The organism is Alkalinema pantanalense CENA528 (genome assembly GCF_050753345.1).
Lineage (GTDB): Bacteria > Cyanobacteriota > Cyanobacteriia > Leptolyngbyales > Leptolyngbyaceae > Alkalinema > Alkalinema pantanalense.
In genome coordinates this window covers 80,145-106,686 of sequence record NZ_JBLZFX010000008.1, presented here as the reverse complement: position 1 = coordinate 106,686, position 26,542 = coordinate 80,145, and the positions used below count along the sequence as shown (strand labels likewise).

Sequence of the window (26,542 nt, the reverse complement as noted above, 5' to 3'; positions counted from 1 at the left end):
CTTCAATGAATACCTTCTCAATCAATTTATTCACAAGTTAGAGCTTGACCCGACTTCGATTAAATCACATCCCAACTACTCAACCCTCTGTGAACACGGCATCATCGCCGCTTAATTTTGTCCGGAGTATTGCAATTATAGTAAATGAAGGATAAAAGGATAGCGATAAGGCCGATCGAAGTTTGCTGCACACCCCACCATAGCAAGAATCGGCAAAACTACATTTAAGATAATCAGCGGAATCAGTGCTAAAAAGCCAATCAACACGAAACACAAAATTCCAACAATAATGCCATAGATAAAAAAGGTGAGTTGGAAGTTGACAGCTTCCTTGGCATTTTCCTGAACAATATAATCTTCGGACAAAAGCAAAATAACGATCGGAATCGCAATCGACACGATCGAGAAACTCAGCAACCCTGCAGCATGGCTGACAATGCAAAGTAACTTTTGTTTAGTCCGGTCTTGGTGACTATGCATGATATTGGGTGAAGTGAGGGAATCGGGTTTCGACGCTCTGCATGCCCCTTAGGAAGCTAGTCTCCTAGAAGGATACCAACTAGTCTAAGGGATGCCACTATCTACAGTCGGAGATGACACCATTCCCGATCCCTTGGCACAGAAAACCGGCTGATTAATGACCTGTGATCGCCTCCCTCATTGAAAGACGATCATCCTCACATCAACCTCCTCACATCAACCTCACGTGGTATATTCCGCGTTGATCTTGACGTAGTCATAGCTCAAGTCACAGCCCCAAGCTTTACCCTGGCCAGTTCCTTCACCCACTTGAACTCGAATGATCACAGGATGGTTCACAAATTGAATACTCGCCGCTTCCCGATCGAATACGGTTGGATAATTCCCTTCTAATACCAGTAATTCATTACTGTTTGCAGCACTCACCACGGATTTACCCGCCAAGGGACTGCTGCTCGCGTTGGACTGCTGGACAAGATAGGCGTTGGCTCCCGATCGATCGAATTCCAACGGCTGGCCATTTTGCATCAAGCAAAACTCCCCTAACCAAATGCTGAGCTCCTCTTGGTTAAAGGGGACTCCAGCTCGTCCTGCCGCTCCGGCAATGCGCCCCCAGTTAGGATCTCGGCCAAAAATCGCAGACTTGGTCAGGGAAGACCCCGCGATCGTCCGAGCAATCTGACGGGCAGCGGCATCACTACTAGCCCCAGTCACCTGAACTTCAATTAAACACGTTGCACCCTCGCCATCCCGTGCGATTGACTGAGCGAGATAGGTACAAACCTCCGTCAGCATCGCTTCCAGTTTCTCCGCCTCCGGACCCATTTCAGTAATCACGGGCGTACGAGATTGGCCGTTTGCTAGAGCCATTAGAGAATCGTTGGTGCTGGTATCGCCATCCACCGTGATTTGGTTAAAACTCTTGTCGGCGGCACGGTGCAGCATCTCCTGCCACAGGTGAGGAGCCACGGCAGCATCGCAGGTAATGAAGGCCAGCATCGTTGCCATGTTGGGATGAATCATACCGGAACCCTTAGCAATTCCACCGATTCGCACAGGGCGATCGGCAATCCGCGTTTCCAGCGCGATCGACTTTGTGACTAAATCCGTCGTGGTAATTGCCTTAGCTGCACTATCGGATCCATTCTCATTCAAGGCCACAACCACATTAGGAATCCCTGACCGCAGTCCCGTCATCTTGATCCGTTGACCAATCACCCCCGTTGAAGCCAACAAAACCGCATCCGGTGAAATATCTAGGGCTTGGGCCACCAACTGCGCACTTTCTATCGCATCCTCTAGCCCTTGCTGTCCAGTCCCTGCGTTGGCCTGACCCGCATTGCACAGAATAGCCCGAGCATAATGTTTAGCCTTAAGGCGTTGACGGCAATAGTCCACACAGGCAGCTCGCACACAACTGGTGGTAAACACCCCTGCCGCGATCGCGTCTACATCCGACACAATCAACGCCAAATCTGGTAATCCTGAGGGTTTCAATCCGGCAGTAATGCCTGCGGCCCGAAAACCTTTGGGTGCCGTTACCCCACCTGCGATCGTTTGCCAATCCACCATTCCTACTTCTCCGCCTAAATCGCCTGATTCGCGATTATATCAGGGGCGAAGAATCGATTGTGCCAGGAGACTAAACTTTTCGGGATCGCTGGAGCAACCCGAGTTAATTATCCAAAATTAGTTACTCAATTAGTTGCCCAAAAGGAGAGACCTATTAGCTTGACTCAAATGAAGGGCTCGCAGTAGTTGCCTAAAAGCACTGACTTTATTTCAGTTGCGGAGCTTCACCAGGAGGCTTTTAGGGCATAATTATCAAATTCAAAGAAAAAAGGGAGGGTTGCTAGGGCAACTCCCCCTATCATCAGGGTGCATCTACTAGGCATAGTATGCCACATTCGGGGTGAGGGGTAACACCCCTCATTTTGAAAAAATGGAGAAGAATTTACTGAACTTTTGATAAAGCTATTTCCAAAATTCAGTATTTTACGTATTGACGATCGGGTGATTGGCCGAATTATCGCCTCTACAGCGACTACAAAACACCCTGACAACTCAGCTAGCAGATCAAACTTTTTTTCCAATAAGACCTTCCAATAAGAAATTAAGGACTCACTGAGGGCTGAGTTAGCTTCAGTAAGCCCCTATTCTGAGATAGACCATGGAATAGTTATTGGATCCAAGTTACTTGCAGCTACGCCACACTGCAACTAAAACGCCCTCAATTTCTACGTCGGAGGCATTCACTTCGGTAATGGGGTAGGTTTCTCGATCGGGGTTTCCAGGCATCAAGATCACTTTCTTACCCTTTTTCTGATAGTACTTCAGGGTAATTTTGCTCTCGACTCGGGCTGCAACGATCGTGTCATTTTTAATCGTTTTCGGGTCAGTCACCGGCTGCATGATCACAATATCACCGTCATCAATCAGGGCGTCAATCATACTGTGACCGCGCACCTTTAAAGCAAAGTGTCCCGGCTTCATCATGATGTTGGAAAAGTCGAGATGCTCCACTTCCGTATCATTGAACGTTTCCACCAAGCTGGTTGCCGCGATCGCACCGACCACGGGAATGCCCTTAGGCCGTGCATGGAGCAACCGAATCGTTCTTGCTTGGCCTTCTTCCCAAGCGATATACCCTTTCTTTTTGAGATGATCAAGACGACTTTGAACCGGAGCCGGGGATCGGAGATCCATCGCCCGCATCATTTGTCGAATCGAAGGGGAGTGCTGATGCTCGTTAATGTATTCGGTGAGCCAGTCATAGAGTTCCTGCTGGGCTTCGGTCAACGGATCTAAGCGTTCTAAAGGTTCCATAGCGGTTTGGGGTGAAATGCGTTTAGGGATAATAACCCACCATAGAACACTTGTATCCTAAAACATTTGCACTTGTCCAGGACTTTGTTAGAAAACTTTGCTAGCGCCCTGAATCTGCACCTAGAAATCGGTTGAGTCTCTGAAAATCAAGAATTTGCTCCAGATATTTTGTAACCAGGGAAATATATCAGCATTTTACGATCGTTGCTTTACATTGCTGAGACTGAATTTCCTCCTGAACTCACGGTAAAATCCATCAACTTAAATCAATCTTCACGATTGAAATACCCAATTCTCCTAGGAGGAGTGTTTGTGGACACAAGTTTGTTGCTGTTCAACATTCTTAACCCGCCTGTTTTATTCTTTTTCTCAGGGATGCTTGCCAAATTGGTCAAATCCGATCTGGAAATTCCACCTCCCCTACCCAAGCTGTTTTCGCTGTATCTGTTAATGGCGATCGGCTTCAAAGGGGGGTATGAAATTGCAGAAAGCGGCTTTACCAACGAAATTGCCCTAACCTTAGCAACCTCGGTGGCGATGGCCTGCTTGATTCCGATCTACTCGTTTTTCATCCTGCGACTACGCTTAGATGTTTACAATGCAGCGGCGATCGCGGCAGCCTACGGTTCCATTAGTGCTGTGACCTTTGTAACGGCAGGTTCCTTTCTGAATAAATTGGGAATTGACTTTGGAGGGCATATGGTAGCAGCCCTTGCCCTAATGGAATCCCCTGCAATTATTGTCGGACTGTTGCTAGTTCGGATGTATGCAGCTAAAAAACAAGAAACAGAGTCGATGTCTTGGAAGGAACTCCTACGAGAAGCTTTTTTAAATGGTTCCGTCTTCCTGCTGATGTGCAGCTTAGTTGTTGGATTGCTGACAGGCGAAGCGGGCTGGGAAAAAATGAAGCCCTTTGTCAATGATCTATTTTACGGAGCTTTAGCTTTCTTCCTTTTAGATATGGGCCTTGTTTCCGCCAAGCGTTTAGGTGATTTGCGGAAAGCTGGCTCTTTCACAGTGGGCTTTTCTATTTTTATGCCAGTTTTCAATGCAATTCTAGGAATTCTGATTGCTCGATTCCTCGGAATGACAGTGGGCAACGCTCTGTTATTTTCTGTCCTTTGTGCGAGTGCATCCTATATTGCAGTTCCGGCAGCAATGCGGATGTCTGTACCTGAAGCAAATCCCAGTATTTACATTTCCATGGCTTTAGCGTTGACTTTTCCCTTCAACATTGTGGTGGGAATTCCTGTCTATCTAGAAATCATTAAACAGATTTGGGGGGTATAGAAATGACAACACCAGACATTAAACAAGGCCCTAAACCTGTAAAGCGGATTGAAATTATTGTTCCAGCCGTAGAGTTACGCAAGATTTTAAAAGTGCTCGATCGAATTGGCGTTGGTTACAGTATTTTTCGCAACGTCATGGGCCGGGGAAATTGTGGTCAGTCAGTGGATGACTTTGATCTAGGGACTGATTTAGCTAATGATTACATCCTCACCCTTTGCGATCGCGATCAAGAAGAGCAAATTGTGGAGGGAATTCGCCCCCTATTAGAACGCTATGGTGGAGTTTGCTGGACTTCGGATGCGAATTGGGTCATCCACACACTGTCCTGTGAATGAGCTGTAGTGCTAGTGCGTTGCATTGCTAGGTTAGTTCAATTCGCTTGATTGAATTAGCCTAGTGAGGCGTCCTCTTATCCAGTTGCCAATCTCATGAAGGATCTTGAGAATTAGATGACTTTCGATCGTTCATCACCCGTTCATATCGAGGGCGACAAGGGCTACCCCAACAAACTTGTTGACTAGGTAAGTCATTGAAAACACTACTACGAGCGCCAACGACTGTATTAGCACCGATCGTAACACCGGGTGCAATAAAACAATCCGCCGCAATCCAACTTCCATTTCCGATCGTAATTGCTGCGGTTTGTAAACCAAAACAACGATCGGTCATGTCATGGCTACCAGTACACAGATAGCTTTTTTGCGAAATGACACAGTGATTACCAATACAAATAGTATCTAAACTGTAAAAAACAACATCATCGCCAATCCAACTGTAATCACCAATCTCCATTTTCCAGGGATAGGTAAATCGCGCCGTGGGTCGAATCAGCACACCCTTGCCAACCTTAGCGCCAAACCGTCGTAACACCCAACAGCGCAATCCACTAGCGGAATGCAAACTGAGGGGAAAGACGATCTCCTGCACCAGCCACCACAGCAGAATCTGCCAGCCTGGACGTCCACGATCGAACCAGGATTGATCATAGGTACGCAGATCCACCCAGGCAGGTACCGTGAGCGGATCAATCCCACCTTGTGGAACGCTATCTGCTGACATGCAATCTTCTGGAATGGAAGAGATCGGTTGAGAGGCTGCGTTGGGAAGCATAGAAGATCAATCAGGGATATTGGGCATAGGGAAGATAACCCATGCCCTCTTGCAATCGAGTCCTAATCCTGTCGTAGGCAGAGCCTAAACTTCTGGTTGCAGAATCTAGGCTTCCGGTTGGGGAACAGGAGACAAGGGCATCCGCTCGGTCAGGGTATCAGCCTGATTCAAAACGCCGCCCAATTGCTCTAATTCAAATAGCTTAACGCCAATTTGATATTCGTACTGGCTAAGCAATCGACCATAGGTATAACCTGCTTGGCCGTCCAAAAATCCTAAACGCAGAATGTAGAACAAAATAAACCGCAGAAATGGTCGGAAGGGTAAACGCACCCAAATCTTTTTCAAAAAGCGTTTTCGCTGAACGGCTCCTCCAAATAAATTGGCCCCGATCGTCCCGGCTTCGTCTTTCCCGTTACGCAAATTGTAATAAACCTGAGCTTCCCAGTTGGAATAGCGATTGTGGCGCTCTAGCCAGTGATAAATATCCCGGAAATCAATGTGGAGCATATCATGTTTCAGATAGCCCACTTCCCCTTGCAACACCACATGTTCGTGGACTTCGTTATCCCCAGTATTGCGCATTCCTTCAGTCCCCAGGTTCTCGTAACGGCCCTGAGCGTGCTGGAACAGACGGAGATTCCAGTCCGGATATTTTCCACCATAGCGAATCCACTTGCCTAGAAAGAAGACTTTGCGATTGAGGTAGTAGCCTTGGAACGCTGGATTCTGAATGGCCTCGGCAATTTCATCCCACAATTCTGGAGTAATCCGCTCATCACAATCCACAATCAACACCCAGGGATTGCGAAAAGGCAGATTGTCCAAAGACCAGTTTTTCTTCTTGGGATAGCGCCCATTGAACTGGAATTGCACCACCTGAGCACCGTAGCTTTCGGCAATTTCAACGCTTCGATCGCTGCTTTGCGAATCCACAACAAACACTTCATCCGCCCGAGACACACTTTGCAAACAAGCGGGTAAGTTGGCTTCTTCGTTGCGGGCAGGAATCAGGACAGAAACGGGAATTTTCGGTGAATTAGACAAAGTCTTGGAGTAGGTCATAACCGTTGAAACTAAAGGACTGGCCTAGAGTGCGTGATTCGGTATGGGAAATGGTTGTCTTAGTGTGCCCTAGGAGAAGTCGATTTGCGCGATCGGCCTGTAATTTTTGGGCTGTAGGGCTGTCCCAGCCATGAATCCCCAACAGCCCCCTAACACGATAGAACGATCGAGATACGCCCATGGCAATCTCGATCGTTCCAACCTGGAGATCTTGAATGGTTACACTGTAATAGTCACAAGGGATTGCTTAACTCCCCGACTTTTCAGGGCTGAGGGTGTAGGTTTCCACTAATTCACTATCCTGTACGCCCGATCGCACAGTTGCTTGCTTAAAGAGTGCTTCGTATTGATTGAGCGCTTGGTCAAAGGAATAGCGTTCTAGGGCAAATTGCCGACCTTGCTGCCCTAGAGTTTCCACTAATTTAGGATCCTGATAGAGCTTGAGCAGAGTCTTGGCAAGGGCTTCAGCATTTTCTGGCTCAACAACAACACCCCCATGACTTTTTTCGATCGCCTTTGCAGCACTACCCGTACTGGGAACCGAAGCCACGACTGCCCGACCACTGGCTAGTAAAACCTGGGTCTTGGACGGCATATTAAATGAAACCACATTGCGCTTTTGCACAATTAAACCCACATCCGCCGCAGACAACATTTCAGGCAATTTTTCCCGAGGTTGGAAGGGGAGTAGTTTAACGTTATCCGTACCGTAGTGACTGCACAGCTCCTGTAATTTTGCGATCGCCTTCGATTCCCCCACAATGACAAACGCAATGTCAGTCTGGTGCTTGAGTTGGGCTGCTGCTTGAATCACGGTTTCCAGCCCTTGGGTCAAGGCAATATTACCGGAATACATAACAACAAACTTATCCTCAAGTCCATGGGCTTGGCGGAAAGCATTATTCGTTTTGGAAAGCGGGCGGATGAATTGCGTATCCACCCAGTTGGGAATACAGGTAATTTTGTCGGCAGGAACGCCTTTTCCCACTAAATTATCGATAAAACCATCTGCAATGACGCTGATTGTATGGGCTGATCGATAGGCAAATTTTTCAAGTTTTTCTAATACCTTAATCAGCGGTTGATTGCGCAGTAATCCCAAATGAACCGCAGCTTCCGGCAAAATATCCTGCACATTCAGAACCACAGGTGCGTTATAAATCCACCCCAGCAATGTGGCAGGAACGCAGACGGGTAAGGGAGGAACTGTCAAGAGAATGACATCCGGTCGCCACCCTCGCAACGCTTGCAGAAAGCTAGTCAGCACAAAGCTGCCATCGAGAAGAATACGATCAATTAAATTCGGGCGAGGTTTGACCCAAATATAGCTACGTTGAATCGTGACTCCGTTCCGCTCTTCGGTCATGTAGAGCTTGTTGCGATACCCTTCGTAAATTTTGCGTTGGGGGTAATTGGGCATGCCCGTTATCACCCTCACTTGATGTCCTCTTTTCACAAGCCCTTCGGCCAACTCTGTCATCAAAGGGGCAATGCCGATCGGCTCCGGGTGATAGTTGTAGGCGTAGATCAAAATTCGCATATTTGAGTGTCGCGCTGGCACAGAGGAGATTCATTCAGAAGGTTCCAGCTTCCTCAAAACTGAGGTCGCATCTGCCAGAAAACCAGTCCCGCTCAATTCAAGGATGCTCTGGGTAGATTGAGAATCTAATGTCACAGTAGCGACAGACAAACTTTCCAGAAAAGCCCCTGTGGGCTGAGTTCAGGGAATCTTTGTCTGACTCCAGACTGTCCTAAAGATTCTTTAAAGATTCCTCATGATTTCTACGGGGCTACAGCGGCTTTCTATGTAGCATTAATCACTAATCCATGAATCAATACACTGACCCGTACAGGCACAGAAATATCACTCTATGGAGGTATGTGAGTTACTGTGCCCAGTTTAACGGGGTGCCTCTGGGGCTTCCTCTGTGCAAACACTAAACTTACACCCGGCTTTATTGCGGGGAATGATGAATCGCTGCGAAAATTGCGGAATAGTCTTTGTCAGCCCACCCTTGTTCGATCGTAGTTTGTAAAATTTGCTGCACTCCTGCCATCGCCTCTACCGAGAGCTGCTGAGATCGGGCCGTCTCAATGACCAGATTCATATCCTTAAGGAGGTGCTTGGTGGGAAAGTTGGGATTCTCGTAATTTCCGTCCAACATCCGTTGTAGCTTTTTATCAAATGTCGGTGCATAGAGCGCACTCTGCCGCAGGATATCCATAAAGGCCGACACATCCCCACCCGTCTGTTGAACCAAGGCCAAACTCAGCGCAAAGGCAGAGGTTAATGAGCCAATTAACTGATTTAAGGCAAGCTTGAGGGTAGAAGCGCTGCCCACAGGGCCAATGAGTCGAGGAGATTCACCCAGGGCTTGCAGGATGGGCAGACAGCGATCGAAGGATTGCGGTTCAGCCCCCACCATGACCAGTAGAGTGCCATTTTTAGCTTCCGGAATACTACCCAACACAGGAGCTTCTAGGTAGTCCCCCCCAGCGGCAACCATTTGATCACGAATGGCAACACTTTCCGATGGGGCGATCGTGCCCATTTGAATCACCGTTTTGCCCGCTAAACTGGAACGATTCTCGGGGGTCAGTAATGTGGCGCGGATGGCCGCCGCATCGGTCAGCATTAAAATTAGGTAATCCGCAGCGGCGATCGTAGCTTGAGGAGACGGGGCAATTTGGGCACCCACTTGCTGCAACGGAGTTAATTTTTCTGCAGTGCGATTGTAGGCAATCACCGTATGTCCAACTTCTAGCAACCGCTGGGCCATCGGTAATCCCATCAAGCCTGTTCCCAAAATTCCCAATTGCATCTCGATGACGCTCCCTTGTTATGACCGTACTTAGCCTACTACGGGAATGATGGGTTACTAGATATGACGGGGCGCACTAGACATCTTGATGATGCAGTTGGCGGCCTTGCTCCGTTGCCAAGTCTGGATAGCCTGCGTCAATCAGGGCTTTGTCTCGAATCCGGCAGGAGTCGCACAAGCCACAGGGTTGCAATCCACCTTGGTAACAAGACCAGGTTTGTGCGATCGGCACCCCCAATTTCACGGCACGATGCACAATATCGACTTTACTGTCTAGAACTAACGGAGCCACCAACCGAGGGGCATGGCCCTCTAATCCTGCCTTAGAAGATAGTTGGGCTAATCTTTCAAATGCCGCCAGATAGTCGGGCCGACAGTCAGGATAGCCAGAATAATCCACGGCGTTGATACCTAGGTATATCGCCTCCGCTTGTTTGGCCTCTGCCAAAGAGAGTGCGATCGCGATGAAGACCGTATTACGACCGGGAACATAGGTGCTAGGAATGATATCGGGTTGGACACCGTCTATGGGAATCTCGATTTGCCGATCGGTCAATGCTGACCCACCCCACTGGGACAGATTCACATCCAAAATAAAGTGCTCACTCAGGTTCAGGGCTGCAACAATGTCTCGGGCGGCTTGTAGTTCCCGATCGTGGCGTTGACCGTAGTAGAGCGATAGGGCAATGACTTCGTAGCCATCGGCGATCGCTTGGGCCGCAGAAGTTGCAGAATCCAAGCCACCGGATAATAGAACTACTGCTTTTTTCATGGATGTTATCTTCCCTTGCACACGCAAAAAAATACAATACAAAAATCACAGACCTATGATAAAAATCACAGCATTCAAGTGATTCTCTCTACCACACAAAACAATCCCTAATTTGCAATCTCGTGAATGAGAGACTCTACCGCCGATCGTGGATAGAGGAAGGTGCGACGACGGCTCGATTCACGGGATTCAATGCCTGCTTGTTGCAATCGCTGGGCGGCAGCTTGGGGTTTGCATTGCAAGAGACGCGCCACTTCAGGGAGGGGTAACCATTGCTGGCCAAACCGTTGCAATAAAACCTCATCCTCAGTATTCAAAATTTCAGTCAGCAATTGCTGGGCCAAAAGCCAACAAGCCAGTGCATCCGCTGCGGCCCGGTGCGATCGCTCAACAGTAAACCCAAAATACTGAACTAAATCCGGCAGACTGCGGGAAGGCAAGTCAGGTAACATTAATCGCGCTAGTTGTAAGGTACAAAAACGCTCCTTTCTAGCTTTAGAGAAATCGATCTGACAACAGCGTAGTTCTGCTTTGAGAAATGCATAGTCAAACTCTAGGTTATGGCAGGTGAGAATTCCGGATTGCACCCAGGGCCAATACTGTGGCCATACCTCGATCGCCAGAGGAGCATTATCCACCATGGCTTGCTGAATGCCTGTTAGCTGGACAATGAACTCAGGAATCTGGGTTTGACTATTGATTAAACTGGTCTGCTGGAAAGTAATCCCTGTTGTGAGGTTGGCATGAATGACCGCAATCTCTGTAACCCTTGCTTGGGGCGGCTTATACCCAGTCGTTTCCAGATCAACGATCGTCAAATCTTGCTGGGCAATGTCGCGATAAAAGGCAAGCAAATCGGTGGATAGCATAGTACTCGGCTAAACAAATAAAAGACGTGCCAATGACACGTCTTTCAGTTCTGAATTAATCCAGGTTAATCGATAATAGTGACATCGATGACTAGGTTGCGATTATTTTTTCAACACTGGACGGGGCACGTTACCACGCTCGGCATTGTTTCTAGAGCGGCGCTCTCCATTACGATCACTACGATCGCTGCGACCCCGCACACCGCCCCCGCGTCGATCATCCGAGCGGAAGCGACGGCCACCCCCACCATTACGCATTGGGCGATCGGCAGCCAATTCTTCCGGTGTGGGATCTGCCGAAGCATTCATCCAGTTAGGACGAGTCTTATCGTAATAGAGTTGCAAAGCTGCAGCTGCGATCGCGTGGGTTTCGTACCCTTCCTCCGACAGTTGGGAGACGATTGGTAGGAACGACGCCATCCGTTCACCAGAGACTGCTTCTGCTAGTTGGGTCTTCAGCTTTTCAAGATGCTTCGCTTCAATTTCCGCACGGGTGGGCACATTGCGAATATCTAGTTTTTGGCGAATGTGAATTTCAATGTCACGCAGTTTTCGCTTATCCAGAGGATGCACAAGGGAGAGGGCTGTTCCTTCTTTACCAGCACGCCCAGTTCGACCAATCCGGTGAACATAGTTATCTACGCTATCGGGCAGATCGTAGTTAATCACGTGGGTCAGGTCATCGACGTGAATCCCACGGGCTGCAATATCAGTCGCCACAATCCAACGAACTTGGCGTTGCTTAAACCGCAGCAGCAATCGTTCCCGTTGGCTTTGGGTCAGGTCTCCATGGTACTCATCCACGCTATGCCCTGCGGACTGCAGTTGGCTAGTCAGTTCCGCCGCTGCCTTCCGAGTTCGCACAAAGATAATGGCAGATTCTGGATCTTCTAATTCCAAAACGGGTTGTAGCGATCTCGCCTTTGTCCAACCCCGAGGCACCATATAAACCACTTGGTTAATCCGGGAGGGGGCTGCCTTCGGTTGTTCGATCGTGACATTCACCGGAGAACGCAAAAACTTAGCAACCAACTTGCGGATTGAGGGATCCATAGTTGCGGAGAAGAACGCCGTTTGCCGTTCGCTGGGCGCTTGGCTGAGGATTTTTTCCACATCCTGAATAAAGCCCATATTCAGCATTTCGTCCGCTTCATCGAGGACAAACCAGCTAATTTGATCCAGCTTCAGGTCGCCTCGATTCATCAGATCAATGACTCGACCCGGTGTTCCGACAACAATTTGCACACCCCGTTGCAGACGGGAAATTTGTAAGTCGATCGACTGACCACCGTAAATCGGCAGAATCCGCACACGACGATCGTCTGCAAAGCCACGCACTGCGGCACAGACTTGCACCGCAAGTTCACGGGTAGGGGTCAAAATCAGGGCCTGGACGGCATGGTTCCGGGGATCAATCCGTTCCAGAATCGGCAAGGAAAACGCCGCCGTCTTCCCCGTTCCCGTTTGCGCTAATCCCATCACATCGCGACCGGCTAGAAGCTGGGGAATCGCCTGGGCCTGAATAGGCGTCGGATTCGAAAATCCCTGCTGCTCTAGAAATTGAACGCGAGCTTCAGAGAGTCCAAGGCTTTGAAACGAAAGAGTCGTCATCAGATTTCCTAAAAACAAAGAAGGTTAGGCAAACGGGTGCGCGATGACCGCTGGGCGCGACCTGATTACGCACCAATCCCAAAAGTTTTTTAATGGGAAAAGGAGAAAGTTATAAACCTACCGAACTAGCGCGGCTTGGTGCAAGACCAAATCGGCAGCGGTAGCAACATGTCCATAGAGATCGTAGACATCAGCATCGTCAATGCGCACAGGCACGAGCGAGCCCAGGGATGCTTCACCCTGCACATAGACTAAACCATCCACTTCCGGGGCAAAGCGAGCCGATCTACCCACCAGTTCCCCAGTTTCAGGATTTTCTTGTTCAATTAAGACATCTACAACTTTGCCAATTTCCGATCGGTTGCGCCGGAGGGAAATGGGTTGTTGAAGTTGCATGAGTTCATCCCGCCTTGCATCCATAACGGCTTGGGGGACAGGATTCGGCAAATCATAGGCAGGTGTGCCCTCCTCCGCAGAAAAGGTAAACACCCCAATGTGATCAAACTCATGGCGCTGGACAAACTGCTTCAAGTGGTCGAAGTGTTCGTCCGTTTCCCCCGGAAAGCCCACAATAAAGGTTGTACGCATCACAGCATTGGGAATGGCGTCCTTAATGCGCTCAATAATGCCGTCGTTGACGCGACCTTGCCAGGGTCGATTCATCGATCGTAGGACTTCTGGGTGGGAATGTTGTAACGGTAAATCAAGATAGGGCAAGATGTTTGGGGTCTCTCGCATCGCTGCGATCACCTTGGGCGTCAACCCCGTTGGATAGGCATAGTGCATGCGAATCCAAGGAATATCCACTTTACCTAAGGCTTGAAGCAGCTCCGCTAGTTTCGGTTCACCATAAATGTCCAGACCATAGTTAGTGGTGATCTGGGAAATCAGAATAGCTTCTTGCACCCCTTGAGCTGCTAGCGCTTCTACTTCCGATACGATCGATTCGATAGAACGGGAACGCTGCTTGCCGCGCAAATGGGGAATGATGCAAAAGGCACATCCGTAGTCGCAACCCTCTGCCACCCGCACATAGGCAACGCCTTCGGTGGTAGTGCGATAACGAGGTGTGGTTTCATCGGCAATGTAAGTGGGTTCCAGGGAAACCTCTTTAACCCGTTCTCCCGCTTCAGCCCGATGGATCACATCAACGATTTTGTGATAGTCCCCGGTGCCAACCAGGGCAACGGCTTCGGGCAGCTCTTCCAGGAGTTGATCCTGGAAGTGTTGCGCCATGCAGCCCGTAATCACAATCTTCTTATTCGCCTCGGCCAGTTCTACTAAGGTACGAACCGACTCTTCTCGAGCCGCTTGAATAAAACTACAAGTATTAACAATAACGTAGTCTGCTAGGGACTCATTGGCATCCACATGATAGCCTGCTTGAACCAGCAGCCCCAGCATATGTTCGGTGTCAATCCGATTTTTTTCACATCCCAAGTGGGAAACGGCGATTGTTGGCTTATTGCCCATGTATTCAGCTTATGCTCGATGAGTAGACGAAAGGAATAGAACGTGGTGTGTACCACTGCGATCGCGCCCCAAAACGGTCTAACCTTCCGTATCATCACCCTCAGAAATTCCTTGGGTGCATAGCCGCAATCGCTAATAAATCGGCCCAGAACACTCTAACGCATCGAGATGCAAAAGCATCACTGTGCCCTAGAGCATGCCTTGAGGAGGCCGTGTTCCTTCCTATCCTAGACGCAATTGTGAATTATTACAATCTGTTACACACAATTTAGGTCAAATTAGATTTCGGTCGAACAGGTCAACGTGCGGTCGAAGAACCGCCCATACGCCTAGTTAACCCAGAAAATCTAATTTTTTCAGCGCACAACCATTGGCAAACAGCTGCGTTTCCACGGAAATTACCAAGAAAATTCTATGAAGAAAGTTGAAATTTTCTAGGAGTATCCGTATTTTTTTGGGCATTCTGACGATGATGGCTGTGCCAGATTGGAACCAATCCCCAACTGGAATACCAACGGCAAATTTTCAGGCATCTAGATGATTTCAACTCAAGCAGCCTCTTGAACCGCGCAACAGCAGCTTTAAGAGGCCGCTTGAGTAGGAAGCCGATTGAGAATGCCTGAATCATCACTGAATGCCGAATATTGTGCTTTTAACTGAAGGCTGAGAGATCAAGAATCATGCTGGTATCTAAACAATTGGCTCAGGTGGCTGCAATCGTGCCTTGGATAGTAGGGAGCATCAGTTTATCGGCATCAGCTCAAGCGATACTGCCGACCCCTACCCATATCCCCGTGAATTCCAATGCGGTTAACCCACCTGTCAAGATTGCTAACCTCAGTTCAGATACAAGTTCCGAGACAAGTTCAGACAGACAGACTCTTCTCCAGCAGATTGAATCCCTCGAATCAGAGGGGCCTACCCCCAGTGCTGGGATGGAACAGGTCACTGCAACGGCTCAGTTAACGGATGTGCAGCCGCAGGATTGGGCGTTCCAAGCACTGCAATCTCTCGTCGAACGCTATGGCTGCATTGCGGGCTATCCGAATCGAACCTTTCGAGGCAATCGAGCCTTAACGCGCTATGAGTTTGCCGCTGGGTTAAACGCTTGTATGGATCGGATTAATGAATTGGTGGATGCTGCCACCGATCCCTTGGCGCAGCAGGAAGATTTAGCCACGATTCAAAAGCTACAGGAAACCTTTGCCGCAGAGTTGGCAACGTTGCGCGGTCAGGTAGATACGTTAGAAAGTCGTGCTGCAACGTTGGCAAAACAGCAGTTTTCAACGACTACAAAGTTGATGGGGATCACGATCGTAGGATTGCAGGGAACCAGTGAAAATACGGCACGGCGGGGCGCACAAGCCGTTCGCGATCTGGGCACAAACGTTAATTTGATCAACTGGAACTATGTCATTTTGAATACGGCCTTTAGCCCCACTAGTGTTCTGACAACTAGTTTCATCAACATTAACGGCAACAGCAGTGGGCCATCCTCATTTATTCGATCGCGTAATGACGATAGGGTAGGGTATGACTTTTTTGATGTGCCTGGTTTACAGATTTTTGACTTGAATTACCGCTTCCTAGTGGGTAATAAATTTGCTGGATTTGTCGGTACCGAAGGAATTTATACTTACGCAGCCTTCCGAGGCCCCAACCGAGTTGAAAGTGCAGCCACCGGGCCAATTTCCTTCTTTGCCCAGCGCAATCCTATTCTAAATATTGGTTTAGGTCGTGGAGGAGCAGGATTCGACTGGCAATTTGCCAAACGGGCCAGCTTACAAGGCGTCTATCACACCAATGTCCCTGGCGTCTTTCCCAGTGCCTCTGGACAGAAAGGGCACAACACCTTTGGATTTCAATTGGCACTAACGCCGATCGATCCCCTGGATATCAATATTTACTACGTCAATAACTACGCACCCGATGGCATTCTTCTAGGGTTTGTCGGAGACGATATTCTGACTGCGCCCAACCTTACCACTGGCAACTTTCCACCCCTGTCCACCCATGCGATCGGAACTAGTGTGAATTGGCAAATCTCTCCCAAGCTGGCCTTGGGCGGTTGGTTTGGCTATACCAACTCCCACATCCCCGGTCAGTCTGGCAATGTGGAAACCACCAACTACATGGTGTACCTGAACTTCCCAGATCTATTCGGCAAAGGCAACTTAGGTGGGATTTATGTAGGGCAACCACCGAAAATTGTCAGTAGTACTTTACCCGTTGGCAGCAATTATCCAGATTTCCTGACAACGGGGGCTGGCCGTGCTGGCGGCCAGCCTGGAACCAGTACCCATGTGGAAGTGTTCTATCGGTGGCAAGTGAGTGATCGCATCAGCATTACGCCAGGATTTTTTGTCGTCTTCCAACCGGGGCATTCTCCTGACAGTGATCCGATCGCGGTGGGGGCTCTGCGTACTGCTTTTACTTGGTAAAGGGCACTTTCCAGGAGGGCGCTTCCCACGGGGCAAGCCCTCGAACCGTATCAATCATTGCCCTATGCCCTAGAACCATTGCCCTAGGAAGTAGCTTCCGAGTTTCTCTACAGCGATCATGGGAGCAGCTAACACATTACAAAACTTCAGAAAGAGTCCTCAACAGATTCCGTAAAAGTTCGCTTATGGGATTCAGAAAGGGCTGGTTAGACTTGCCATAGATTTGGGTGTCGCAGGGCTAAATGACCGCCGATATCTGCTACCTCTGGGTGTTCTGGATGGTTACGAGCTTTCGAGCAACTCAGTCATTCCAGATGGATTACAAAGCTGACTGTACTTGGACTGAATTGACTAAATTCTCATGGATTTGAGAGGCTTCTCATTGATTTGAGACTTTTGCAAGAGTAGTCGTAACTGTAGAGGGTGACTTCATCCCACCGGGGGATCGGGTTGCTTACAGCTTTTAGGAAAGGCTTGATATCCAGTAACGGAGGCGGTCATTCGCTGGAGATCGGTGACTCTGAATATGCAAATTGGAAAGTCTCAACATCATGATGAAATTGTTACCTTGTGCTTTCATGGCTGGTATCGTGGGCTGTGCTGTGTTCGTGAGTACCCCCGCCAAGGCTGATAATGCGCTAACCGAAGGGCAGCAACCGGCCCCATCCTCCCAATTGGAATCTGAACTATCCCGCCAGCCATCGCAAGCATCAACCGACAATCGAGCTAGTCAAAAGCCGTTGTCCTCGGAGCGATCGGAGACTCCAGTAGAAGTCGCCCAGGTTGAAGTTCAGAATCCATCGACTGCAAAGCCAGCTAGCATCAGGACTCCGATGATGAGCCGAATTTTTCCCTGCCCCTCAATGATGCAGTAGCAATCTGACAAAATTGGCCTGAGAACTGACCGTAAAAGAACATTGCTCAGTCCTTCCCGTCCAACTTGACTTGATCCTCTAGAGCATAATGGACTCTAGAGGATTTTTTATGGCCTGAATACTGATCTGGAATGAACCAAGTGGGAAGAGGCACCCTTGGGGTTTCCTTAAAAACCTACAAAACCCTAGCGGAAAACCGGGGTATACTGGAACCAATCATCTTGTAGTTGCCGAATGGGCTTAGCTTCAACTGTGGAACTGTCCTGCAAAAGTGAGTATGCACTCCTAGCTCTACTGGAACTTGCTGTTCGTTACCGGAGTAGTGAGCCCCTGCAAATTCGCCAAATTTCAGCCCAACAAAACATCCCCGATCGCTATTTAGAGCAATTACTGGCGATATTACGCCGAGGCGGTATTGTGAAATCGCAACGGGGAGCCAAGGGCGGCTATTTGTTGGCGCGGGAACCCTGGAAAATTTCGCTATTCGATGTGCTGAATTGCCTAGAAGGGGTGGAATCTCAAGAGAGTGAGGGAGATCATGAAGGGAACCCAAACAGGACGCTAGAAAATAAGGTTGTGGATGAAATTTGGCAGGAAGCTTGCCAAGCGGCCTATGCTGTCCTCCAAAACTATACCCTCCAAGAACTCGTCGATCGACGGGATGCCCGACGGCAATTAGATTTGATGTACTACATTTGACTCGATCGAGTCCTTGGTTAGTCGGTATTTGACTAGTCAGTCTTCAACTTGTGGGCAGTGAGGCAGCATTGCCCTCGAACCGAACATTTCAGCGAAAACCATCATGCAGATTGCCCAAAACATTACCCAACTCATCGGTCGGACTCCCCTAGTCAGGCTCAATCGCATTCCCCAAGCGGAAGGCTGTGTTGCTGAAATTGTTGTCAAGCTAGAAAGTATGAATCCCTCGTCTTCTGTGAAAGATCGCATTGGGATCAGCATGATTGAAGCCGCAGAATGGGAGGGACTCATCACACCAGGTAAGACAGTACTTGTGGAGCCTACGTCTGGAAATACAGGGATTGCATTAGCAATGTCAGCGGCGGCCAAGGGTTACCGTCTAATTCTGACCATGCCAGAAACGATGAGTTCTGAAAGACGCGCAATGTTACGGGCTTACGGAGCCGAGTTGGAGCTGACTCCGGGCATCGAAGGGATGGCAGGGTGTATCCAACGAGCCCAAAAGATTGTGGATACAACCCCCAATGCTTACATGTTGCAACAGTTTCGCAACCCAGCAAACCCCGAGATTCACCGTCGCACAACCGCAGAAGAAATTTGGGCCGATACCGATGGACAGATAGATTTTTTAATTGCGGGGGTTGGCACAGGCGGCACCTTAACCGGCGTTGCGGAAGTGATCAAACAGCGGAAACCTGAGTTTCAGGCGATCGCAGTAGAGCCTATGAATAGTCCTGTTCTCTCCGGTGGTAAACCTGGGCCTCACAAGATTCAAGGGATTGGTGCAGGATTTATTCCACCCGTTCTCAATACGGCCTTAATTGATGAGGTCATTCAAGTAGCCGACGAAGTGGCGATCGCTTGTAGTCGTCGCCTTGCCCGCGAAGAAGGTCTGCTATCGGGCATTTCCACCGGAGCCGCACTCAAAGCGGCCTTAGAAATTGGCCAACGTCCAGAAAATGCTGGCAAGTTGATTGTCATGATTCAACCGAGCTTTGGAGAGCGATACCTCAGTACCCCTCTTTTCCAAGATCCAGAATTTCTGCCCAACGGTTAACCTAAGGCTCAAGTTGTGGAATCGGTTTAACGAATCCATGGGTGCATCGGTTTCGTGGATTAGATTGCTGAACCAACCGTTGAGCAATTTTGCAGGCTGGGGGGACAGGAGCCAGGAATCACCCAGGGTAAAATGGGGATATGGCAACCTCTCCTACCCATTACGACACCCTTGAACTGCCTCCGACGGCTACCCAAGAGGACATTAAGCAAGCCTATCGACGGCTCGCTAAAAAATTTCATCCCGATCGCAATTCCAGTGCTGCTTGCCAGGAGACATTTAAGCGAGTCAGTGCGGCCTATGAGGTATTGGCCGATCCGCTGTCACGCCGATCTTACGATCAACAATTGCGCTATGTGCCAACGGTGAATTTTTCCGATCGCCAATCTCGATCGGAAACTGCTCAATCCTCCTATCGCCAACAACGCCAAACCGAGAAAGATGGCGATGACCAACTACGGCATTGGCTGAATCGGGTCTATACTCCCGTGAATCGATTCCTCAACCAAATTATCAAACCATTACGGGGACAGATTAAGGAGCTTTCAGCCGATCCCTTTGACGATGAGTTAATGGAAGCCTTCCAAGCCTACGTGGAAACGAGTCGATCGGCCCTAGAAAAATCCCAAACAGTATTTAAATCCCTGCCGAACCCACCCATGGCAGCAGGAGCCGCCGCCCATTTGTACTACTGTATGAACCAGTTAGGCGATGCGCTAGACGAACTGGATTACTTCAGCCAAAACTATGACGAAACATACTTACATACGGGGTATGAAATGTTTCGGATCGCTGAAGGATTGCGTAAAGATGCGCAAGTCGCTGTCAGAAGCCTTCGATGATAATAGGCGCAGATCTGACGAGTGAATTAACTGACAAGTCCCTGGCTAACCCAGAACAGGGCTGACAAGGGCATGATTACAGACACGCCTATCAGTCAGGTCAGTGCTCCTAACTTGTCTGATCTCGGCTGTTTTGTCCTTGCGATTCCCCTCTTCGGCTTTGCCCCTCTCTCGGCTGGGCAGCAATCACGTTGTGCAATCTGGAAAACTCGATCGCGTGCTTGTTGATCCTAGCAAATCTAGGGAATCCCCAGCCCGCGATAGCATGCACTGACACAATAGCGTGACTGGAGATCATCCAGAGCGGGATGATTTACGTGGATCGAGTCAGACTGGGCCCCCCAGCAAAGAGTACAAGGATGATCCATGCACGTCATGAAAATCCCACAAACCCTACCAGAAAAACATCAAAAATCTGATAAAGTACCCAACTTTTTTTCAGGTTAATGTTAGGTTAAGTATGGGTTAAATAATAAGAGTTCAATCCTTGCCAAGAGGGGAGACCACTTGATGGAGCAAAAACTGAGTTCTTAAGCGTTGATGGAGCGATTCAGCAACAGGGAATGAAGTGAAGCAGACATAGTCAATCACTCAATGAGAGAAGGAGGTTAAAAGATGTCTGATAAGTTTGACTTTATCAATCCTCGGAGCCGGTACCGGGGCCAAGTCAAGCCGGAAAATCTTGTTTTCAATGCAAATCTCCAAGAGTTTGCTCAACGGGTGATGACTATTTCGAATCTTGAAACTGGGGGCAAACTCTCGCCAGAGCAGTCCTACGAGCAGATTAAGCTTTTGTGGAAAGAACTAAAGCGCAGCAAAAAGTCTCTCGGAATTGGCAACAACTCTCCTTTTAACGGAGGATCTGCGGAAGCCAGCTAGTGCTCACAGTTTCTTTTGACAGGTAGACCTGACAGACAATCTCGAGAATTCTATCGTTAGGGAGCTAAAAGCAGTGTTAACTCCCTAACCGTTCGTCGTTTTGTATCCGTCAAATTCACGCCGTTTTAAACTGCGATCGGAACTTTGCCAATCACCTGTTCGTAATAATTTTGAAGTTGTCGGGTGGCAGCAGACCAACTCCAGCGTTCTGCCTCCTGACGAGCATTCTGACGCAGAATATTGCGCTCTTGGGGATTGGCTAGTAACCGTTGAGTCGCTTTGATTGCCCCCACTTCATCTTGGGGTTCAAAGAGAAACCCATTCACGCCATCCGTCACAATATCGGGAATGCCGCCGGAATTTGCTGCAATGACAGGACATCCTGCGGCCATCGCTTCTAGAAGCACAAGTCCTAAGGTTTCTGTACGGGAAGGGAAAATAAAGGCATCGGCAGAGGCATAGGCTGCACCTAATTCTTTTCCGCTCAAATAGCCGACAAAATGGGTACAAGTACCCGCAAAGTGAGCTTCTAAATTTTTACGATTGGGGCCATCACCCACAAGGGCTAACCGTGCATTGGGAATCGCCTCCAGAACAGGTTTGATGCGATCGATTTCCTTTTCTGCCCCCAATCGTCCCACATAGAGCAATAGCGGATCCTCAGGATGGCCTTGGGAAAGATGATAGCGCACCTGCTGACTCATCAGGCTAGGTTCAAAGGTTTCAGTATCAACTCCCCGTTGCCACAGATCTACTCGCTCAATGCCATGTTCTACCAACGCTTCTACCATTGCAGTCGAAGTACATAGATTGAGACGAGCCTGATTATGGGTCAATTTCAGGAGTTCCCAGAGCACAGGTTCCAGTAACCCCAAGCCGTAGTGCTCCAAATATTTGGGGAGATGGGTATGGTAAGACGCCATTAGAGGAACGTTATGGGCCTTGGCATAGAGCACTCCCCCCACGCCTAAAATTGCAGGATTGACCACATGGATGATGTCCGGCTGAAATTGTTTAAGGGCTTCGCCGATCGCCGGTCTGGGAAAAGCCATTTTCAATTCTGGATACCAAGGTAAGGGATAGCCCGAGACACCATAAATCTGTGCCCCTTGATATTCCGTTAACCCACCATCTGGACAAAACACCATCACCTCATTCCCCAAACGTTGGAGATGCTCAACGGTATGCTTAAGGCGAGTCACAATACCGTCTACTTTGGGCAAAAAGGTTTCGGTAAATAGGGCAATTTTCATCATCACGGATCAAGGTTCAAAGGATTTTGAAGAATGGGGCAGTCCACAAAGGCCATGGATCCCGATCGTCACCATTGTCCAACCCAGCAAAACACCCACCCCTTCCGCAAAGCAATTGATGCGGTGGCGATCTTCAGCAGCCTTGGCTAGCAATAACTGCTGAACGGTAGGCTTACCATCTGAGATTGCGGAAAGCCGAGTGACTGCCCGATCTAATTCCTGCCAATCCAGCAATAAAAAGTGGGCACTGTATCCGGTGAAAAACAATCCTGGTGCGATCGTGGTTGTGCAGATGAGAGCAATGCGTATGATAGAGTTCATCGGATTTGGGATAGCTACAACAACCGAAGGGTCACGCTCAATAGCTACCCCATCAATCCAGCGAAATCCGTTATTTCCACTTCACTTTGGGCAGAATTTCATTCATATCTACCCGATGCTTATACTTCGTTGCAAAGTTCAGCAGGGAATCTAGGAGAGAATCCGAGAGATAGTGGGGCTGCAGTCCCAGATCGATCAACTTAGTATTCTTCGCGTTGAAGTAATGTTCTTCTTTCTCAACCCGAGGATTTTCCAAGTGATTAATTTCCACCTTCAATCCCACAGTGGCTCCGGCTTTTTGCACCATGGTCGCCAAGTCACTAATACTAAAGAGTTCAGTGAATTGGTTGAAGACACGGAATTCGCCCTGTTCTGCGGGATTGTTGATTGCGATTTCCACACAGCGCACCGTGTCGCGAATATCGAGAAAGCCACGGGTTTGACCGCCTTTACCATAAACCGTGAGGGGGTGGTCAATGGCCGCTTGGATGCAGAAACGGTTAAGAGCAGTGCCATAAATGCCATCATAGTCCAGACGGTTGATCAACAACTCATCCATGCCAGTTTCTTCCGTGAGTACGCCATAGACAACGCCCTGGTTCAAGTCCGTCGCCCGGAGTCCCCACACACGGCAAGCAAAGTGAATGTTGTGAGAATCGTGGACTTTGCTGAGGTGGTAAAACGATCCAGGTTGTTTGGGATAGGGCAGAGTATCTTTGCGACCGTTGTGCTCGATCGTGATGTAGCCTTCTTCAATGTCAATGTTGGGCGTGCCATACTCACCCATGGTGCCTAATTTAACCAGATGGCAATCGGGGAAGTGTTCCTTAATGGCGTACAGAATGTTCAGGTTGCCGATGACGTTGTTGCTTTGAGTCAATACAGCATGTTCCCGATCGATCATAGAGAAGGGAGCCGATCGCTGCTCGCCAAAGTGAACAATCGCTTCGGGCTGAAAGTCTAGGAGAGATTTAATCAGAAAGTCGTAGTTGCAGATGTCACCAATGTACAAATCAATGGTCTTGCTGGTGAGATCTTTCCAGCGTTGGATGCGTTGTTGAATCGGTGCGATCGGAGTGAGGGTATCAATCTGCAGTTCGTTATCCCAATGTCGTCGGATCAAGCTATCGAGGATTCCAACTTCATGACCTTGATTGGAGAGATACAGAGCGGTTGCCCATCCACAATAGCCGTCGCCACCAATAACTAAGACTTTCATCGCGTTTTGTCTTGCTTGCTGATACTTTTGCCAAATCTACCAGGTTTGGGGATCTTTAGCTATGGCAAGTCAGAGGGAAAACTCAGGAAACAAACTGATCCCAAAGGGGGGGTAAAGGTCAATTTAAGATGGTTAAGGAAACTGCCTGCCTCAGTTGAAGATGATGATTTTTCTGAACGTTGTACAGAGAAAATTTAATCAGCGGAGCAAGTCTTTTCTCTGCAAGAATTCTGCCAATCACTATTCTCGTTATCTCTACAATCCCTAGCAAACTAGCCATTGCCCATCACATCGAACAGATTCATTGCCTCGATCGGCTGATCGACTAAACCGACTAGTAAATATCCATTAACAAAGATAAAAAAGACGTTAGATTCAGTCTCTAACGTCTAAATAAAATCAATGGCCCGATCAGAGAATATTTGTCACCTATGGAAAGGCGGGCGATCGGGGATTTTTAAGGTTAACGCCGCAGCAAACTTCGACTAGGAAGCAACTTTCGCAGTGACCCGTTGCCGTGTCGCTCGGGTTTTCGTCGGTGTATCCACCGGATCATCTTGGGGAGTATCAGGGGTTTGCATCAAGAACACGAGCAGGGGGCTGCTTTGCACTTCTCGGCGCAGGGTTCGTTGGACTTCCCGTTCAACGTGGTATTGCAATCCCACCCAATCAATATCCAGTTTGCCACCGTCCTTAATCGGTCGGGCATACTCACTCCAGCGATCGCCCAAAACATGTTCAATGCTGTTTTGAATCTTGGCCTGTAAAATTTCTCGACTTAAGGTGGTGACAACCCCTCGCAGGTGCACTTCTGGCTTGGTCATCAACTTGCCGTTCCAATTGACCGTAGCCGCTACGGTGACCACACCATCCCCTGCTAGATGTTGCCGTTCCTTCAGGACTTTGTCATCCACGACGCCCGATCGGGAGGTATCCATCAACTCGATACCCGCTGGTACCCGATCACCCTTGCGAATAGCATCCTTGGTCAGTTCAACGGTATCACCGTTATCAATGATCACCATGTTTTCCGCAGGTATCCCCATGGACTGGGCCGTTTGGGAATGCTTGACCAACATGCGGTGCTCACCATGTACAGGCAGGAAGAAGCGGGGCTTGGTCAGGGCTAACATCAGCTTTTGATCTTCTTGGCAGGCGTGGCCGGAAACGTGAATCCCTGCTTCCTTACCGTAGACAACCTTGGCTCCCTGCATCATTAGCTTGTCGATCGTGTTAACCACGGCAATCGTATTACCTGGAATCGGGTTAGCAGAGAAAACGACAGTATCGCCTTGCCGTACTTTAATTTGACGATGTTCCTGATTAGCAATCCGAGTCAGAGCAGACATCGGCTCCCCCTGGGAACCCGTGGTCAAAATCACCAGTTTGTTATCTGGCATTTTAGTGGCCATATTCAGCGGCACCAAGGTCTCATCTTTACACTTGATGTAACCAAGGGTGCGGGCATGGGCAATCACGTTCAGCATCGATCGACCTAAAACCGCCACCGATCGACCATATTTCTCCGCCAACTCCAAAATCATGTTGACGCGGTGAACGGAGGATGCAAAGGTCGTGATGATAAGCCGACCCTGGGCTTGCATATAGACCTTTTCCAGGTTTGGAAAAACCGCCCGTTCTGAGGGGGTAAATCCCGGCACTTCAGAGTTGGTTGAGTCGCTGATTAAGCAATGCACACCCTTTTCGCCGTACTCAGCCAACCGTTGCAAATCGAAGCATTCACCATCTACAGGCGTGTGATCAAACTTAAAATCACCGGTATGAATCACTACACCTACTGGCGTATGCAGGGCAATGGAAAAACTATCAGCAATGGAATGGGTATTCCGGATGAATTCCACTACAAAGTAAGAGCCAATACGGATGAAATCCCGAGGGCCAACGGGACGCAGTTCAGTGCGATCGGCCACCCCCGCTTCCTGCAACTTACCCTCTAGCAAAGCCAGAGCGAGCCGAGGCCCATACATGACTGGAATATTAATTTGCTTAAGATGAAAGGGAATTCCGCCAATGTGATCTTCATGACCATGGGTGATGATCATTCCCTTAATTTTGTGCTGATTTTCCCGCAGGTAAGTCATGTCGGGCAGCACAATGTTGACCCCGTGCATGCCATCCGTGGGGAATGCCAGTCCGGCGTCCAAGAGGAGAATTTCGTCACCGTATTCAAAGACGCAGGTGTTTTTGCCAATTTCGTGCAGACCACCGAGGGGAATCACTTTGAGGACTTCTTCGTTCGTTTTAGGCATGGAGTTTCTGTTGTTCAGTACAGTAAAAAATTAGGAATATGAAAATCTAGGGTGAGCATCCAGCGATCAGCCTGAAAGAAGCAGAACTGAGGTTCTTTCTTAAGACATTGCACTCACCGTCTTGGATGCTCATCGGTGCAGTCTTAAAATTTCTAGCTTCTATCCTTGACAGCTGCTTCGCCTTAGGAAGGCTCTCAATTTCGAAGAGAGTGAGTAGAGGGAACTTAACCTGGGGGTTTAAAAAGCATCTTGGGACAGGCATTTGTAGGATTCATAAGGTCATTAGACAGAAAAACGATCGATAAACCAGACATACGCAAATTAGATTTAGTGATGGATTGTGAGAAGTTCATGCGTGAGTTATT

The 26,542-nt window shown here is 48.8% G+C and carries 24 protein-coding genes; 8 read left to right on the top strand and 16 right to left on the bottom strand.

Going from position 1 to position 26,542, the window contains the following annotated elements; all coding sequences use genetic code 11:
* Nucleotides 1-135: 135 nt before the first annotated feature.
* The 3 genes from ACN4EG_RS04790 to lexA all read right to left on the bottom strand — a co-directional run bounded on the left by ACN4EG_RS04790 (nucleotide 136) and on the right by lexA (nucleotide 3,306).
* The gene (locus ACN4EG_RS04790) at nucleotides 136-480 is read right to left on the bottom strand and encodes a DUF4870 domain-containing protein (RefSeq protein WP_431628076.1); all 345 of its coding nucleotides are present in this window, start codon (nucleotides 478-480) and stop codon (nucleotides 136-138) included.
* A gap of 222 nt (nucleotides 481-702) precedes the next feature.
* Nucleotides 703-2,052, bottom strand: coding sequence for a bifunctional ornithine acetyltransferase/N-acetylglutamate synthase (gene argJ, locus ACN4EG_RS04785; RefSeq protein WP_431628075.1), 1,350 nt, complete (start codon nucleotides 2,050-2,052; stop codon nucleotides 703-705).
* Nucleotides 2,053-2,673: 621 nt separating this feature from the next.
* Entirely contained in the window at nucleotides 2,674-3,306 is a 633-nt protein-coding gene (lexA, locus tag ACN4EG_RS04780) for a transcriptional repressor LexA (protein WP_431628074.1), read from the bottom strand.
* Nucleotides 3,307-3,618: 312 nt separating this feature from the next.
* On the opposite strand from lexA, the gene ACN4EG_RS04775 reads away from it, so the two are divergent.
* Nucleotides 3,619-4,596 carry a sodium-dependent bicarbonate transport family permease gene (locus ACN4EG_RS04775; RefSeq protein ID WP_431628073.1) on the top strand — a complete coding sequence of 326 codons (978 nt, stop codon included), beginning with the start codon at nucleotides 3,619-3,621 and terminating at the stop codon, nucleotides 4,594-4,596.
* A 2-nt stretch (nucleotides 4,597-4,598) separates the two neighbouring features.
* The gene (locus tag ACN4EG_RS04770; protein ID WP_431628072.1) at nucleotides 4,599-4,934 is read left to right on the top strand and encodes a P-II family nitrogen regulator; all 336 of its coding nucleotides are present in this window, start codon (nucleotides 4,599-4,601) and stop codon (nucleotides 4,932-4,934) included.
* 91 nt (nucleotides 4,935-5,025) lie between these two features.
* Here the strand turns inward: ACN4EG_RS04770 and hpsU are convergent, their stop codons facing one another.
* The 9 genes from hpsU to rimO form a co-directional block, all read right to left on the bottom strand.
* A complete protein-coding gene (gene hpsU, locus ACN4EG_RS04765) occupies nucleotides 5,026-5,709 on the bottom strand; it encodes a hormogonium polysaccharide biosynthesis acetyltransferase HpsU (protein ID WP_431628071.1) in 684 nt (227 codons plus the stop codon).
* A 105-nt stretch (nucleotides 5,710-5,814) separates the two neighbouring features.
* The gene (locus ACN4EG_RS04760) at nucleotides 5,815-6,774 is read right to left on the bottom strand and encodes a glycosyltransferase family 2 protein (RefSeq protein WP_431628070.1); all 960 of its coding nucleotides are present in this window, start codon (nucleotides 6,772-6,774) and stop codon (nucleotides 5,815-5,817) included.
* A complete protein-coding gene (locus ACN4EG_RS04755; protein ID WP_431628069.1) occupies nucleotides 6,749-6,955 on the bottom strand; it encodes a hypothetical protein in 207 nt (68 codons plus the stop codon). Before ACN4EG_RS04755 ends, ACN4EG_RS04760 begins: the two co-directional genes overlap by 26 nt.
* Nucleotides 6,956-7,021: 66 nt before the next feature.
* On the bottom strand, nucleotides 7,022-8,314 hold the full coding sequence (locus ACN4EG_RS04750) for a glycosyltransferase family 4 protein (RefSeq protein WP_431628068.1): 1,293 nt from the start codon (nucleotides 8,312-8,314) through the stop codon (nucleotides 7,022-7,024).
* Between the two features lie 415 nt (nucleotides 8,315-8,729).
* Complete coding sequence (locus tag ACN4EG_RS04745) at nucleotides 8,730-9,596, bottom strand: NAD(P)-dependent oxidoreductase (protein ID WP_431628067.1); 867 nt, start codon at nucleotides 9,594-9,596, stop codon at nucleotides 8,730-8,732.
* A 76-nt stretch (nucleotides 9,597-9,672) separates the two neighbouring features.
* Nucleotides 9,673-10,368, bottom strand: a complete 696-nt coding sequence (gene queC, locus ACN4EG_RS04740; protein WP_431628065.1) for a 7-cyano-7-deazaguanine synthase QueC — start codon at nucleotides 10,366-10,368, stop codon at nucleotides 9,673-9,675.
* A 107-nt stretch (nucleotides 10,369-10,475) separates the two neighbouring features.
* Nucleotides 10,476-11,237: a 3'-5' exonuclease gene (locus ACN4EG_RS04735; protein WP_431628064.1), complete on the bottom strand. Its 762-nt coding sequence runs from the start codon at nucleotides 11,235-11,237 to the stop codon at nucleotides 10,476-10,478.
* Nucleotides 11,238-11,339: 102 nt separating this feature from the next.
* The gene (locus ACN4EG_RS04730; protein ID WP_431628063.1) at nucleotides 11,340-12,848 is read right to left on the bottom strand and encodes a DEAD/DEAH box helicase; all 1,509 of its coding nucleotides are present in this window, start codon (nucleotides 12,846-12,848) and stop codon (nucleotides 11,340-11,342) included.
* Nucleotides 12,849-12,965: 117 nt separating this feature from the next.
* Nucleotides 12,966-14,321: a 30S ribosomal protein S12 methylthiotransferase RimO gene (gene rimO / locus ACN4EG_RS04725; protein WP_431628062.1), complete on the bottom strand. Its 1,356-nt coding sequence runs from the start codon at nucleotides 14,319-14,321 to the stop codon at nucleotides 12,966-12,968.
* Nucleotides 14,322-15,001: 680 nt separating this feature from the next.
* Here rimO and ACN4EG_RS04720 point away from each other — a divergent pair.
* From ACN4EG_RS04720 to ACN4EG_RS04695, 6 genes are all read left to right on the top strand, one after another.
* Nucleotides 15,002-16,762, top strand: coding sequence for an iron uptake porin (locus ACN4EG_RS04720; protein ID WP_431628061.1), 1,761 nt, complete (start codon nucleotides 15,002-15,004; stop codon nucleotides 16,760-16,762).
* Between the two features lie 578 nt (nucleotides 16,763-17,340).
* On the top strand, nucleotides 17,341-17,637 hold the full coding sequence (locus ACN4EG_RS04715; RefSeq protein WP_431628060.1) for a hypothetical protein: 297 nt from the start codon (nucleotides 17,341-17,343) through the stop codon (nucleotides 17,635-17,637).
* Between the two features lie 234 nt (nucleotides 17,638-17,871).
* On the top strand, nucleotides 17,872-18,336 hold the full coding sequence (locus ACN4EG_RS04710) for an RrF2 family transcriptional regulator (RefSeq protein ID WP_431628058.1): 465 nt from the start codon (nucleotides 17,872-17,874) through the stop codon (nucleotides 18,334-18,336).
* 103 nt (nucleotides 18,337-18,439) lie between these two features.
* Nucleotides 18,440-19,393, top strand: a complete 954-nt coding sequence (gene cysK / locus ACN4EG_RS04705) for a cysteine synthase A (RefSeq protein ID WP_431628057.1) — start codon at nucleotides 18,440-18,442, stop codon at nucleotides 19,391-19,393.
* A 140-nt stretch (nucleotides 19,394-19,533) separates the two neighbouring features.
* Nucleotides 19,534-20,235 (top strand): J domain-containing protein, encoded by a 702-nt coding sequence (locus ACN4EG_RS04700; RefSeq protein ID WP_431628056.1) that lies wholly within the window; start codon nucleotides 19,534-19,536, stop codon nucleotides 20,233-20,235.
* Nucleotides 20,236-20,850: 615 nt separating this feature from the next.
* The gene (locus ACN4EG_RS04695; RefSeq protein WP_431628055.1) at nucleotides 20,851-21,114 is read left to right on the top strand and encodes a DUF7219 family protein; all 264 of its coding nucleotides are present in this window, start codon (nucleotides 20,851-20,853) and stop codon (nucleotides 21,112-21,114) included.
* 125 nt (nucleotides 21,115-21,239) lie between these two features.
* Here the strand turns inward: ACN4EG_RS04695 and ACN4EG_RS04690 are convergent, their stop codons facing one another.
* The 4 genes from ACN4EG_RS04690 to ACN4EG_RS04675 all read right to left on the bottom strand — a co-directional run bounded on the left by ACN4EG_RS04690 (nucleotide 21,240) and on the right by ACN4EG_RS04675 (nucleotide 26,177).
* A complete protein-coding gene (locus tag ACN4EG_RS04690; protein WP_431628054.1) occupies nucleotides 21,240-22,370 on the bottom strand; it encodes a glycosyltransferase in 1,131 nt (376 codons plus the stop codon).
* A gap of 6 nt (nucleotides 22,371-22,376) precedes the next feature.
* Nucleotides 22,377-22,688: a hypothetical protein gene (locus tag ACN4EG_RS04685; protein ID WP_431628053.1), complete on the bottom strand. Its 312-nt coding sequence runs from the start codon at nucleotides 22,686-22,688 to the stop codon at nucleotides 22,377-22,379.
* Between the two features lie 70 nt (nucleotides 22,689-22,758).
* Nucleotides 22,759-23,907: an NAD-dependent epimerase/dehydratase family protein gene (locus tag ACN4EG_RS04680; RefSeq protein ID WP_431628052.1), complete on the bottom strand. Its 1,149-nt coding sequence runs from the start codon at nucleotides 23,905-23,907 to the stop codon at nucleotides 22,759-22,761.
* 485 nt (nucleotides 23,908-24,392) lie between these two features.
* Nucleotides 24,393-26,177, bottom strand: a complete 1,785-nt coding sequence (locus ACN4EG_RS04675) for a ribonuclease J (RefSeq protein ID WP_431628051.1) — start codon at nucleotides 26,175-26,177, stop codon at nucleotides 24,393-24,395.
* Nucleotides 26,178-26,542: the final 365 nt, after the last annotated feature.